Annotated in this window: 12 protein-coding genes, 1 tRNA gene and 1 pseudogene; 11 read left to right on the forward strand and 3 right to left on the reverse strand. The window is 71.3% G+C overall.

What is annotated here, in order from left to right:
• The first annotated feature begins 35 nt into the window (after positions 1 to 35).
• The 4 genes from CXR44_RS40455 (at position 36) to CXR44_RS38400 (ending at position 3828) form a co-directional block, all read left to right on the forward strand.
• Positions 36 to 296, forward strand: coding sequence for a hypothetical protein (locus CXR44_RS40455; protein WP_219602269.1), 261 nt, complete (start codon positions 36 to 38; stop codon positions 294 to 296).
• Positions 297 to 714: 418 nt separating this feature from the next.
• Positions 715 to 1857 (forward strand): alcohol dehydrogenase catalytic domain-containing protein, encoded by a 1143-nt coding sequence (locus CXR44_RS38390; RefSeq protein ID WP_101791080.1) that lies wholly within the window; start codon positions 715 to 717, stop codon positions 1855 to 1857.
• A 35-nt stretch (positions 1858 to 1892) separates the two neighbouring features.
• Complete coding sequence (locus CXR44_RS41500) at positions 1893 to 2465, forward strand: ROK family protein (protein ID WP_245899947.1); 573 nt, start codon at positions 1893 to 1895, stop codon at positions 2463 to 2465.
• Positions 2466 to 2652: 187 nt separating this feature from the next.
• On the forward strand, positions 2653 to 3828 hold the full coding sequence (locus CXR44_RS38400) for an alkaline phosphatase family protein (RefSeq protein WP_245899949.1): 1176 nt from the start codon (positions 2653 to 2655) through the stop codon (positions 3826 to 3828).
• Here the strand turns inward: CXR44_RS38400 and CXR44_RS38405 are convergent.
• Positions 3820 to 4908, reverse strand: coding sequence for an FAD-dependent monooxygenase (locus CXR44_RS38405; protein WP_245899943.1), 1089 nt, complete (start codon positions 4906 to 4908; stop codon positions 3820 to 3822). The two genes, CXR44_RS38400 and CXR44_RS38405, sit on opposite strands and share 9 nt — an antisense overlap.
• A 55-nt stretch (positions 4909 to 4963) precedes the next feature.
• Entirely contained in the window at positions 4964 to 5413 is a 450-nt protein-coding gene (locus tag CXR44_RS38410; protein WP_101791082.1) for a hypothetical protein, read from the reverse strand.
• Between the two features lie 209 nt (positions 5414 to 5622).
• Here CXR44_RS38410 and CXR44_RS38415 point away from each other — a divergent pair, with 209 nt between their 5' ends.
• The 4 genes and pseudogenes from CXR44_RS38415 (at position 5623) to CXR44_RS38425 (ending at position 8174) form a co-directional block, all read left to right on the forward strand.
• A complete protein-coding gene (locus CXR44_RS38415; protein WP_144070247.1) occupies positions 5623 to 6420 on the forward strand; it encodes a hypothetical protein in 798 nt (265 codons plus the stop codon).
• A 94-nt stretch (positions 6421 to 6514) separates the two neighbouring features.
• A pseudogene (locus tag CXR44_RS42285) lies at positions 6515 to 7126 on the forward strand (histidine kinase); the annotation flags it as partial.
• A 143-nt stretch (positions 7127 to 7269) separates the two neighbouring features.
• Positions 7270 to 7536, forward strand: a complete 267-nt coding sequence (locus CXR44_RS39945; RefSeq protein ID WP_180903904.1) for an ATP-binding protein — start codon at positions 7270 to 7272, stop codon at positions 7534 to 7536.
• Positions 7533 to 8174, forward strand: coding sequence for a response regulator transcription factor (locus CXR44_RS38425; RefSeq protein WP_101791085.1), 642 nt, complete (start codon positions 7533 to 7535; stop codon positions 8172 to 8174). Before CXR44_RS39945 ends, CXR44_RS38425 begins: the two co-directional genes overlap by 4 nt.
• Positions 8175 to 8968: 794 nt before the next feature.
• Here CXR44_RS38425 and CXR44_RS38435 read toward each other — a convergent pair.
• A complete protein-coding gene (locus CXR44_RS38435) occupies positions 8969 to 9361 on the reverse strand; it encodes a hypothetical protein (protein WP_144070248.1) in 393 nt (130 codons plus the stop codon).
• Between the two features lie 703 nt (positions 9362 to 10064).
• Between CXR44_RS38435 and CXR44_RS38440 the strand changes: the two genes are divergently transcribed.
• From CXR44_RS38440 to CXR44_RS38450, 3 genes are all read left to right on the forward strand, one after another.
• Positions 10065 to 10137 (forward strand) — tRNA-Ala (locus CXR44_RS38440).
• 18 nt (positions 10138 to 10155) lie between these two features.
• Positions 10156 to 11466: an SDR family NAD(P)-dependent oxidoreductase gene (locus CXR44_RS38445; RefSeq protein WP_219602270.1), complete on the forward strand. Its 1311-nt coding sequence runs from the start codon at positions 10156 to 10158 to the stop codon at positions 11464 to 11466.
• A complete protein-coding gene (locus CXR44_RS38450; protein WP_101791089.1) occupies positions 11460 to 12551 on the forward strand; it encodes a leucine-rich repeat domain-containing protein in 1092 nt (363 codons plus the stop codon). Before CXR44_RS38445 ends, CXR44_RS38450 begins: the two co-directional genes overlap by 7 nt.
• Positions 12552 to 12915: the final 364 nt, after the last annotated feature.

The following is a 12915-nucleotide window of genomic DNA, read 5'->3' on the forward strand; positions in this document are numbered from 1 at the left end:
GGTTCACCAAGTACCAGTGCCCGACCGGCCAATTCATGATCGGCTACGCGCTGAGCGGCAACGCGGTGTCCTCGGTCCTGTGCGCGCCCGCCCGCCTGCCGGTCGCCGGGACGGGACGTACCGTGTGGGACGACCGCTACGACAACCGGCCCCCATCAGGCGAGGGCGGTGACTGGGCCATCGGCAACACCAAGGCGCAGTGCGAGTCCGACGAGTACGCCGCCGGCATCGCGTTCTCGTACCGCAGCGGCCGCAGCGGGACACCGGACGCCCTGTACTGCCGCAAGCTGCCCTGAGAGGGCGTCTTGTCGCACAGCGCTGGCGATCTGCCCGATGCGCGGTGGGGCGCGCCGGTCAGGGCTGGGGCCACGACATCCTCGACCAGCCCCCGCCACTTGACACGACGAACAGATCACAAATAGCGTCCCGTCAATCGGCAGGCACAGACGAAGACATCCCTGTCAGTGGTCTTCGTCTGTGCTTTTCGTCGTTTCTGGACCGCTGGCACGGGACCTCCCCCGAAAGGCGGCTGAGCATGTACGACAGTTCCGCTGACACGAGAAGACCCGTCGTCGGCGACGGGCACGCCCGCCTGGGGCGTGCTGCTGCGCCTGCTCGGGTCGCCCGGGCTGAGCGCCGGCACCTTCTCCCTGAGGCGCGTCCCCGGCACAGACGCGCGAAGACCACCTTGGCAGCCTCTGGAGAGGTGACGTGATGAGGATCGGCGGAGCCGTCCTGGAGGAGATCGGCCGGGCACGCCCGTACGCCGAGTCCCGCCCCCTGTCGATCTGCGAACTCGATCTGGACCCGCCCGGCCCCGGCGAGCTCCTCATCAGGGTCGAGGCGGCCGGTGTGTGCCACTCTGATCTGTCGGTCATCGACGGGAACAGGGTGCGGCCCGTACCCATGCTCCTGGGACACGAGGCAGCCGGCGTGGTGGAGCAGGTCGGCCTCGGCGTCGACGACATCGCGGTCGGCCGACGGGTCGTCATGACCTTCCTGCCCCGGTGCGGCGCGTGCCAGGGCTGCGCCACCGACGGGGTGATGCCCTGCGTCCGGGGAAGCGCGGCCAACAACGAGGGGACGTTGCTGACCGGCGGCATCCGCCTGCATCGTGACGGTGTGAGGGTTCTGCACCATCTCGGGGTCTCAGCCTTCGCCACCCATGCGGTCGTGGACCGGCACTCGGTCGTCCCGGTGGGCGACGACGTGCCTCCCGAGGTCGCCGCGGTTCTCGGCTGCGCCGTGCTCACCGGCGGCGGCGCGGTCGTCAACGTCGGGGCGCCCGCCGCCGGCCAGACGGTGATGGTCCTGGGGCTCGGCGGTGTCGGCATGGCCGCGTTGATCACCGCCCTTGCTCTGGACGGCGTGACGGTCATCGGCGTCGACGGCAACCCGGACAAGCTGGAGACCGCGCAGGGGTTGGGCGCCCACGCGACCTACAGCCCCGCCGAGGTCGCCGAGCTCAAGATCAGGGCGTCGGTCGTCATCGAAGCGGCCGGGAACGTACGCGCTTTCGAGAGTGCGGTGGCCGCGACCGCTCCCGGGGGCCGCACCATCACCGTGGGTCTCCCAGCGCCTCACGCCCGATCGTCGATCTCACCGCTCCAGCTCGTGGCCGAGGGACGGACCATCATCGGAAGCTATCTCGGCTCGGCTGTCCCCGCCCGTGACATCCCCGTCTTCGCCCAGATGTGGCGCGAAGGCAGGCTTCCGGTGGACGCGCTGGTGTCGGCGAGGATCGGGCTCTCTGCCGTGAACGAGGCGATGGACCAGCTCGCCGACGGAAAGGGCGTTCGGCAGGTCATCGTGTTCGACGAGGACGAAGCCTCCCTTCCGGCGGCGCCTGGCGCGTAGTCCTCACCGTCACGATCGAGAACGACGTCAAGGCCCTGACCGTCACCGAGCACTGGTTCGGCGAAGGCATCGGCACCGAGTACTTCGCGCTGGTCACCATCGGCGCGGGTATCGGCTCCGGAATCGTCATCAACGATCAACTGGTCGCCGGCGCGTACGGCGTCGCCGGCGAGATGGGCCACATCAGTGTCGACCCGGCCGGCCCTCGCTGTCACTGTGGCACGGTCGGCTGCGTCGAGGCGATCGCCTCCACCAAGGCGATCCTCGACAGCGTCCGCCGGGACACCGGCCGCTCGGACCTCGACTTCGACGGTGCAGTCAGGCTCGCCCGCGAGGGAGACCGCGCAGCATGGGGCGCCTTCGCCCGAGCCGGCCACGCCATCGGTGTCGGCATCGCCAACCTGGTGAACCTGGTGGGTCCCGAGCGTGTCGTCGTCACCGGTGAGGGGCTCGACACCTACGACCTTCTCGGAGTGCACATCACGGAGGCCTACGCCGCACACTGCTTCAAAGCCGCCGCAAGATGCCCGTTGGTCCTACGTCCCCTCCCCTGGGAGGTGTGGGCCCGCAGCGCCGCCGTCATCGGCATCCAGGCGCTCTTCCCCTGAGAAGGCGTCACCACCGCCATCCCGCACCGCCATCCCGCACCACCGGGATCCGATCACCGGCCCAGGCCGCCGGCATCCGTCACCCGCCTGCCGGCCGTGCACCTCCGCGCCGGCTGCGCCGCTGGCGGCGCTGGAGAAGGGGGTCGAGGGGCTCACCTCGACCGAGCGGGACGCCTACGAGCGGGCGCTGCGCCGAGTCCGGCCGGAGCGGCTCGCCGCCTCCTTCCGCGAGGACGTCGCCGGAGGACGACTTCCACAGGTCTCCTACATCGTCGCCCCGGAGGCGTACTCCGAGCATCCCGACCCGTCCAGCCCGGCGCACAGCGCCAGCCTCGTCCACGACATCCTGGACGCGCTCGCCGCGCACCCCCAGGTGTGGGAGCGGACGGCTCTCTTCCTCACCTTCGACGAGAACGACGGCTTCTATGACCATGTACCGCCGCCGCTGCCGCCGGAGGGCACCGAGGGCGAGTTCGTCGACGGGCTGCCCATCGGGCTCGGCTACAGGGTGCCGATGACGATCGTGTCACCGTGGACCGTCGGTGGGTACGTCTGCTCCGAGGTGTTCGACCACACCTCCACGATCCGGTTCGTGGAGCGCTGGCTCGGCGTGGAGGAGCCGAACATCACGCAGTGGCGACGCCGGGTGGCCGGCGACCTCACCTCCGCATTCGACTTCACGGCGGGCCCGGAGCCCGCACCGGAGTCGGGACGCGAGCCGGAGCCGGTCACCGGAGCGGCCGTCACCGTCCCCCCGCTCCGCCTGCGCTGGGCGGCCACACCACCCACCGCGCCCGAGCTCGCGGCACAGGAGCCCGGCACCCGGCCTGCCCGTCCGCTCCCCTACCGGCCTGAGGCGTCCGCCGCACTGACTGATGCCGGACTGGTCGTGACCATGGCCGACACCGGAGACCGGGGCAGCCATTTCACGCTGTACCCCTACGCCGGGGAGTTCTCCTTCTCCCGGCATGTCGACGTGCACGGCACGCAGTCCCTCACCGTCCCCGTCCAGGCGGACGCCTACCGGCTGGTCCTCACCGGACCGAACAGCTTCCGGCGCGAGTTCGCAGGATCCCGGGCGGGAGCGGCAGCCTCGGGGGCGGCGGCTTCCCGCGGGGAGGGACAACAGCTCATCGTGACGATCCACAACCCGGGGCCGACCGCGCTGACGTTCACCCTCCAAGCTCTGGCCTACGGAACCGGGCGGCACGAGGCACGTGTCGGTGCCGGAGAGCGGACAGTCGTCGACTGGCCGGCCGAGTCCGGCTGGTACGACCTGCGGCTGACCGTCGCCGAAGACCCGACCTTCCACCGCCGCATGATGGGCCACCTCGAAACCGGCCAGGCCGGTGTCTCAGGCTAGCGGGCCGAGCTTCAGGAACAGATCATGATCTCCCTCATCGCGGTGCTGTGCTCGGGAGCGCTGCACGCCACGTGGAACACCCTGGCCAGCAAGTCCGGACGTCCTACCGGCCTTCCGCGCCGGAAGGGGCTCACAACGGGGCGGAGTCCAGGGGATCGGGCGGAACATCTCCGGCTCGTCCTCGGGGGTCAGCGCCGTCGGGCCGAAGATCCAGTCCACGAACGAGTAGTCATGGACGTCGCGCTCGATCGCCATGATCGCGCCCTGCGCCATGTACTGCAGCGGCGGGTGCGCGGCGTCGCCGAGCAGCGCGATCCGCCCGGTGACCCAGGTCACGATCGGGTCGCGGTCGAACATCCGCCGCCACCGGTCGCGCCACATCAGCGGCAGGCCCTGCTGGACCTGGGCGCAGGTTCCCGCGAACGCCGCGTCCAGCTCGTCGGGGGTGCCCCAGTCGTCCTGGCCGGCCAGCGCCTTCGGCGACTCGAACACGGCGACCTGGTTGAACGTCTCCGCGCCCCGCAGCGGGTACTGCACGAAGTGGCAACGCGGCCCGACGTACACGACGACGTCCTTGTCGTGCACGTCGTTGCCGGCGACCTGCTCGAACGGCACCGCGCAGCGGTAGGCGACATGTCCGGAGTTCACCGGCTCGTCCTGGACCAGCAGTTCGCGGGCGATCGAGTGCAGGCCGTCGGCGGCGATCACCACGTCCGCCTCGTCCACGACGCCGTCGGCGAACCGCACGCGGGCGCCGCCGTCGACGTTCTCGTACCATGTGCAGCGGGCGTCGGTGAGCAGCTCGACGCCCGCCCGCTCGCAGGCGCGGAGCAGGATGCCGTGCAGGTCGCTGCGGTGGATCACCAGGTAGGGGTGGCCGTAGCGGCGCTCGACGTCGCGCAGGTCGAGCCGGGTCAGCTCGGCGGCGTCCAGGGCGTCCTTCATGACCATGGTCTCGGGCAGCACGCCGAGCGCGGACGCCTCGGCCAGCAGGCCGTAGCGGTCCAGGATGCGGGTGCAGTTCGGGGCGAGCTGCAGGCCCGCGCCGACCTCGCCGGACGCCGAGGCCTGCTCGTACACCCGGACCGGTTGGTCGCCGACTTCATCGCGAACAACTGACTCCAGGGGCGGGCCGCTACCTTCCCGCGCCCAGCGCTTCGGCAGGGTCCTCGGTCGGGATGAGTACGGGTGGACCCGGCCGGCCGGGCAGTAGCCCGGTCAGCGCGGACCGGATGGCGGCCCGGCTCACTCCATGCGCACGGGCGAGCGCCGCGATCGAGGTGCCGCGGTCGACGAACGCCGATCGAACCTCCTCCAGCTGGGCGCCGGTGAGCGCGAGTGGCCGGCCGCGGTGCGCGGCGGCGGCGACTTCGGCGAAGGCGGGCCGCTCCAGCGCCGGGATCTTGGAGGTGGTCGCCGGGTCCTCGAACAGCAGCACCTCTTCGGCCGGGCGAAGCCCTTCGGCGACGCCTTCGGTGCGGATGAGGAGTCCGGCCTCGGTGAGGATGTGCCGTTGCCGCAGCAGGGACTGGGCGGCGGTGGACGAGCGGGAGTAGACGATCCGCACCGGCGGCTCCTCGGACATGAGGGACAGGAGCCCCTTGTGTCTGTCGGGAAACCACCTGATCCCGACTCCCTTGCCCGCATAGAGGCTCGGCTTGCCGAGACGGACGGGGGGCGACCGCTGTGTCCGGCCGCGCGGCCCGACGAGCCATGTCAATACCTCTCAGGTCAGATCTTCTCTCGACCCGGCGCAGACGCGGCCCGCGGACCGCCGCCGGGATCGTTGGCGTCATGCGACTTCAACGAATGCAGATCTCGGCGCTGGTCGTCCTGGCGCTCGTCGCGGCACTCGCGCTCGCGCCGCTGCCGACGCTCCCCTACACCACGGGCTTCGCGCCGCACTGGGTTACCATCCTGGCCGCCGCGCTGGGCGCGATCTTCGTGGTCCGGCCACACCCGGCGGGGCTGCTGCCCGCTGTCCTGCTGCTGTGGTCGGCAGGTGGCGTCGTGCTCGACGCCTTCCGCGCGTTCTTCGCCGTCACGGGCATCCCGGCGGGCGACTTCGCGCATGTGGACTGGCCGGGGATGGCCCTGCGCGGGCTCAGCCTGGCCGGTTGCGCACTGCTGGGTGCGCTGCTGCTGCCTCGCCTCAGGATCCCGGGCGGGGCGTGGCTCGGCTACAGCGCGTTCGCGATCGGGTTCGTCTATCCCATGGCCAAGCTGTACTGGTCGGCGGGCGGGACGCTGCTGCGTCCGGAGGGCTATGCGGAGGGCTTCCCGTTCGGAGAGCTGATCATGCTGCTGATCGGGGCGGTGGGTTCGCTGGCGCTCGTTCAGCGGTGGGGGCGGTGGCTGCCGCGGCGACTGGTGCTGGCAGGCGGTTGGACGGGCGCCGCTATGTTGACCACCATGGGGGCCATGTCCGTTTTCGGTACGTTGTCGCAGATGCTCGGCCTCACCCGAGGACCGGTGCCCCTGTCCGACCTCGCGGCGGTGGTGATGGTCGGGTTCGTGTACGGGAGCTGGCTGCTTTTCGGCCTGGCGGTCGGCGGGGCCACGCTGTCTTACCAGCGGGCGACGCTGCGGTGATGCCGCAGTGACGCCGCGGCGCGCGGACCTGGCCCTGGCCTTCGTGGTCGGAGTGCCGCTGCTGTCGCTGTCGGCGGTGGTGGCGGTGCTGTCGGTGCCGGGTGTGAGCGCGGCCCTGCTGGTGGGCGCCTGCCTGGTGGCGCAGGCGGCCCTGGTCTACCGGCGGAAGACCTGGGCGTTCTTCGTGGTCGCTGCGGCCTTCGCCGTCCAGGTCGCCGTGACCGGGCTGTTCCTCGTGCTGCCGTCCGTGGCCGTCTTCCCGATCGCCATCTATTCGTGCACCGTATACGGCAGGCGTTTCCTGCCCTTGGCGACGGGTTTGGCCGGGGCCGGGGTGGCGGCCTATCGATTCGCCCGCGACCCGTCGGTCACCGCCGCTCATTTGGGGCCCAGCCCGTGGCTCCTGCTCGGCCTGCTGGCCTCGATCGTGCTGGCAGCCTGGGGGTTCGGGCTGTACCGGCGGACCCAGCTCGCCTACGTCTCGCTGCTGCAGGAGCAGGCCAAGGTGTCGGCTGCCCGGGCGAGGCTGGCCGAGCGGGCGAGGATCGCGCGTGAGATGCACGACGTGGTCGCGCATGCCCTGGCCGTGATCGTTGCCCAGGCCAGAGGCGGCCGGTTCGCGTCCGAGCGGGCCGCCGAGGTGCTGGCCACCGTGGAGGAGACCGGCCGCCGGGCCCTGACGGAGATGCGTGGCCTGGTCGGCGTGCTCCGCGCCGATGGAGCCCCGCTGGACCCTTCGCCCGGGCTGGCCGACCTGCCCGCCCTGCTGTCCGCGTCGCGGCGGCCGGCCCGGTCGAGACGGGTACGGCTGGCTCCATCGGCCCGGCCGCCGAGCTCGCCGCCTACCGGGTGGTCCAGGAGGCGCTCACCAACACCCTCAAGCACGCGGGCCCGGCCGCGTCGGCCGCCGTGCGCCTGGACTGGACGCCCGACGCCCTGGTCGTCACCGTTACCGATGACGGCGCGGGACGCGGGACGACGGACGGCCGGGGAAACGGCCTGGCGGGCATGCGTGAGAGGCTGTCGGCCGTGGGCGGCACGCTGGAGGCGGGGCCGCGCGAGGAAGGCGGGTTCGCGGTGGTCGCCCGCCTGCCGTACGGGGAGGTGCGCAGGTGATCCGGGTGTTCGTTGTGGACGATCAGGATCTCGTGCGGACGGGCACGGTCATGGTGCTCCAGGCGCAACCGGACATGGAGGTCGTGGGGGAGGCCCGCGACGGCGCCGACGCGCTGGCCCGGCTGCGCACCGTGCGGGCCGATGTTGTCCTCATGGACGTACGCATGCCCCGCATGGACGGCGTGGCCGCCACCCGCGAGTTGCTCGCCGGGGCTCCAGAGGCGCCTAAGGTGATCGTGCTGACCACCTTCGACCTGGACGAGTACGCCTTCGCCGCGCTGCGCGCCGGAGCCTCCGGGTTCCTGCTCAAGGACGCCCCCGCCGAGGACATGCTCGCGGCCGTGCGCACCGTGCACGAGGGCGACGCGGTCATCGCGCCCTCCACCACCCGCCGCCTGCTCGACCACGTGGCTCCCACCCTCCCCGCGCCAGGGCCCGACCCGCTGACCGGCCGCGAGCGCGAGGTCCTGTGCCATATCGCCAGGGGGCGGACGAATGCGGAGATCGCGGGCCTGCTGTTCCTGTCGGAGGGCACGGTGAAAACACATGTGGGCCGCATCCTGGCCAAGCTGGAGTTGCGAGACCGTGTCCAGGCCGTCATCTGGGCCTATGAACACGGCCTGACCCACCCGCGCTGACCGTCACTCCAGGGGCACCTCGGGCCTCCCGGTTTGACGCCGGGTAAGAATAGCCCCTGAGTTCCCTTAGATCCTCGCCGCCAGCGACCACATCCGCTTCGTCTGCGGCGCGACGACGCCCTCACCCGCGTCAAGCGCGTCACCCGCTACCGGACCTTCGAGGACCTTCTCGACTCCGAAGGCCACGAGCGGGTCAACCCGGACAGCCCGCGCGAGGAGCAGCAGCCGGCCCAGTATCCGCCGCATCTACGGCCCCGGAAAGGAAGCCCTCGGCGTCCTGGCGATCGAGATCGAGCTGGTCGGCGAACCATCACCTGATCCCCAGGCACCGCACGTCAGACTGCGCACGTCGCTCGCGTCGTACTTCACGCCGAGACGTTCGCGTATGTAGTCGCGGTATCGCGCGGCCGTCCGCAGGGGCTCCACGCCGGCCGCCGGTGTGCCGGATGATCCCAGCGCAGCGCGTATGTGGTCGACGACGACCTCGGGGACCTTGTCCAAGTCGGGAAGCAGCGCAACCGCTGGTAGCACTTCAGCCATGTCAGCAACGCCAGAAAGGCCTGATCAGCGGTCGCCTTCCCCCGCGCACAGGCGGCCTCGTCGGGTGTGGGCGTGAACCCCTCGACCGACTCCCGCGCCGATACGAGCCCGCGGAACCGCGCATAGGCGGTGCGGTCGATCGACGTCATCGCATACCTCGACGATCACGCTTGTATTCCGGTCTCACACCTTTCGAGGAGGGATCGCCATGGACTTATCGGCGCCAGGTCCCGCCACGGTCAGGAACCGATGAGCTAGGGGTCGCGGTAGTCCTCCTTCAACACTCCCCACACGCCCACCGTCGTTCCATCGACAACGCCCTCGATCTCATAGATGATCGCGACACCATCACGGAACGCGCGAGGTGGCGATCCATGAGGCAGCAAGCCCGCGAACACCTGGTCGATGATCTTTCGGACCCGATCAGGTGTGGCTCTGATGCGGCCATCAAGGATCGGAAACCGGCCATACAGTCGAGCTCCACGCACCTCGAACGGGTGCTGCACGATCCAGGTGATCTGCCTGGCATCGTCCGCGTTCACACCGCTGGCGATCAGCGTCACGTTCATCATCTCTCCGGCCGCAGCCAGGACCGCTGCCGCCAGTCGATCAGGCAACGACCGCACTTCGCTAGCGCCTTCGCTCACGGAGCGAATGATCCCACGGCATCACGACTTGCTAAGTGCAGAGAAGGAAACGCAACTACCGCAGCAGCGCGTAGGCGTAGCTCCGCGTCACTGACGGCCGGTTCCCGCACGCCAGGAAGTCGCGGAGATAGCCACTGATCGGCCTCACCTGCCGCCCCTCGCCATCGAGGACGACGAACGGAACGACGTCGGCCGGGGCTCGACCCGGCCCCGCCTGGGTAACGTGATGGCGGCGATATCCCGCTCAATTCCCACTGCGCTTCGTCCATGCGACGCTGAAGAAGCGCAATCCAGGGGATCTTGGCCGTGCTCGCGATCAAGGGGAGCGGCACAGGCAGGCGCGACAGCCTTGGAATGGACGCTACGCCGACTCCGCCTCGTTCGCAGCGACATGCAAGGAATCGGGGCGAGATCTACGAGTTGCCGGTCAATAGAGCGGGCGCTGCTCTTCGTCATGGTCGGCTCCTTCCGGCGAGGGTGCCCACGTGCCGCCTGGGGCGGCAGGCTCCCCGCTCGCCGGAGTGCAGGCCGAGCACGCACGGCCGGCCATGCCGGCTATCGCCTACCGCGGGCTGCCATCGGCGCGGGCCACGAGGAGACCGCTCACGCGTGGCCTGCGCAGTGCGGTGCTTCGCGGCCCCGGAACCGTACGCTGCGGCAGGGATGGCCGAAGTGATCGCGAACCGGTAGGTTGTCCGCGGTGGGGCCCATAGCGCAGTGGTCGTCGCGTCTTCATTGCGTGAAGGAGGACGCCGGTTCGAATCCGGCTGGGCTCCACCCTTCGAAGGAGAGATGTGGACGTCTCGACCCTGCTGCGGCACCTCGGCTGGGCGCGTGACCTCCCCCTTGACGATCCCGACCGCCTGCGTCTGGAGCACGCGGCCCGGGCGCTGGTGCGCGACGGGCAAAGGCGCCGCCGGCGCGAGCGCGAGCGGGCCGTCGCACAGGTGGACGGTGACGTGCTCGCCGCGACCGCGATGGGGTCCCGCGATCGGATCGCCGACACCCCGGTGGAGGCCGCGGCCACGGCCGCGGGCGATCTGCGCCGGCCGCGCGGCTGCTACGTCTGCAAGACGCGCTACACCCGCGTGGATTCCCTGTATCACCTGCTGTGCCCCGCCTGCGCGGCGGACGGTGCCGCGCGTCGCGGAGCCCGGACGGACCTGACGGGGCGGCGGGCGCTCATCACCGGCGGCCGCGTGAAGATCGGTCACGAGCTGGCGCTGAAGATGTTGCGCGACGGCGCGCACGTCACCGTCACCACCCGGTTCCCGGACGATGCCGCCCGCAGGTTCGCCCGCACCGGAGACTGGGCGACGCGCCTGCGGATCGTCGGCGTCGACCTGCGCGACCCGCGCCAGGTCATCGCCCTGACCGACCAGCTCCTGGAGGACGGAGATCCGCTGGACATCCTGGTGAACAACGCCGCCCAGACGATCCGCCGGCCCCCGTCCGCCTACGCGGCGCTGATCGAGGGCGAGAGCCGGCCGCTGCCAAGCGTGACCGCGCCGCCCGGCACCTCCCAGCCACCGCCGGAGGTGACCGCGGCGTCCGGCACGTCGCAGCCGCTGCCCGCCGCCACGTCCGGCGCCGACCTGCCGGACGTGTCCGGGTTGCTGCCCGACGCCTCCCCCGTCAACTCGTGGTCGGTGCGGATCGGCGCCGTCGATCCGGCGGAGATGCTGGAGGCGCAGCTCGTCAACGCCGTCGCGCCGTTCCTCCTCATCGACCGGCTGCTTCCCCTGCTGCTCCGCTCGCCCGCCGAACGGCGCTACATCGTCAACGTCTCAGCGGTGGAGGGCCAGTTCGCGGTGGCCAACAAGACGGGCCGCCATCCTCACACGAACATGGCCAAGGCGGCGCTCAACATGCTGACCCGCACGAGCGCCGCCGACCTGGCCCGGCAGGGCGTCCACCTGTGCAGCGTGGACACCGGCTGGATCACCGACGAGCAGCCCGCCCACGTCCGCGCCCTGCTGGACCGGCGTACGCCGCTGGACGTGGTCGACGGCGCGTCCCGCGTGTACGACCCGATCATCCGCGGTGAGGCCGGGCACCCCGTGCACGGCGTCCTGCTCAAGGACTACCAGGTGGCCCCGTGGTGAACCTCGACGAGCTGCTGACGTGGCTGCGCTCCGGCCAGCCTGCGACGTCCCGTACCGACTTCCCGGTCGGCACAGCGATGCCGGACGGGCGGCTGGACCTGTGCAAGCAGGCGCTCGGCCCGTACGGGATGCGCCTGGTGGCCGGTGCCCTGCCCGTGGGTGGACCCGCCCGGCACCTGCTGCTGGGCACGGACGAACTGGGCGACGACGGAGCGGAGGTCGCCGCAGAGAGCGCGGTCCGCTCCGGCGCGGCGACGCTCTACCTCGGGTGCAATGTCATCACCGCCGCCGGGGCCCGCCGGATTGCCGACCGTCTGGCCGCCTCGCCGGGGGTCACCGGGCTGTGGCTCAAGCGCAACCCGCTGGGCCCGGACGGTGGCCGTGTCACCGGCGCGGCCGTGGACGCCGGTCTGGACACTCTCGACCTCGCGCAGACCGGCTTGAACGCCTCGGGGCTGGGTGTCCTGGTGGATCGCGTGCTGGCGACCGGCGGCCTGGGACGGCTGTTCGTGAGCGGCAACCCTCTCGGCGCGACCGGAGCCGCGCATCTGGCCCGGCTCGTCGCCGGGGACGGGGCCGAGGAGCTGTACGCGTCGGCGACCGGACTGGGCGACCAGGGAGCGGCCCTACTGGCGGGCGCGATGCGGCCCGGCAGACTGCGGCGCCTGGCGGTGGCCAGCAACGGCATCGAGACGGCCGGCCTCGTTCGGCTGGTCGAGGGGGCGGCCAGGGCCGGGATCGAGCTGCTCGACCTGGGGTGCGTCCCCGCGGCCCGGCATCTCGGCTCGCCGGGCAACCGGCTCGGCGACGACGGAGCGGCCCGAATAGCGCACGCGCTGGCCGGCGCCCCGCACCGGCTCGCGCACCTCGATCTGCGCCACACGGGCATGACCAGCCGCGGCGCGCTGCAGCTGCTCGCCGGCGCCAGGCGGGCCGCCACACCCACCCGGTACCTGCTCGGCGACGGCATCGCCTCGCGGGTGAAGCGCGAGCTGAACGCTCTGGCGTGCGCGGTGCCCCTGCCCCAGCCGCATCCGGACGTGGCCGCGATCCGCAGCGTTCACCGCACCGGCCCCCGCCCCTGATTCCGGACGGCAAGCCGCCCGCCGGGGTAAGTGCGGGTGCGTCCCGGCCTCGTCCCGTCGTGTCCCGGCCAAAACCGCTGCTTCACAAGGGTTGCCACAGACGTTGATGCCGCGATTGCTGCCCGGACCCCTGATGGCGGCCGTTGTCTCTCGGAGTAAGGCCCCGTGCGCTCTGTCGGCGTGGCGTCACCGTTTCGAGCGGGGCGAAGGTCACGATGGGGCGCGTTGCCCAGGAATCCCCACCCGCAGGCCACGAGGCGACCGCTCACGTGGTGGCCCGCGGGGGCCTGGATCAAGCCCGGCGAGCCGTCCACCGCCGGAAGCGTCCGGGATCATGGTGCGATGTTCACAAGGAGGCGGTTAC

This window comes from Nonomuraea indica, from assembly GCF_002850745.1.
GTDB classification, from domain to species: Bacteria; Actinomycetota; Actinomycetes; order Streptosporangiales; family Streptosporangiaceae; genus Nonomuraea; species Nonomuraea indica.

Excerpts from the sequence above, each read along its gene's own strand:
- CXR44_RS40455 (WP_219602269.1), top strand. The coding sequence starts at position 36 with ATGATCGGCTACGCGCTGAGCGGCAACGCGGTGTCCTCGGTCCTGTGC.
- CXR44_RS38390 (WP_101791080.1), top strand. The coding sequence starts at position 715 with ATGAGGATCGGCGGAGCCGTCCTGGAGGAGATCGGCCGGGCACGCCCG.
- CXR44_RS38410 (WP_101791082.1), bottom strand. The coding sequence starts at position 5,413 with ATGTCCGAGGAGCCGCCGGTGCGGATCGTCTACTCCCGCTCGTCCACC.
- CXR44_RS38415 (WP_144070247.1), top strand. The coding sequence starts at position 5,623 with ATGCGACTTCAACGAATGCAGATCTCGGCGCTGGTCGTCCTGGCGCTC.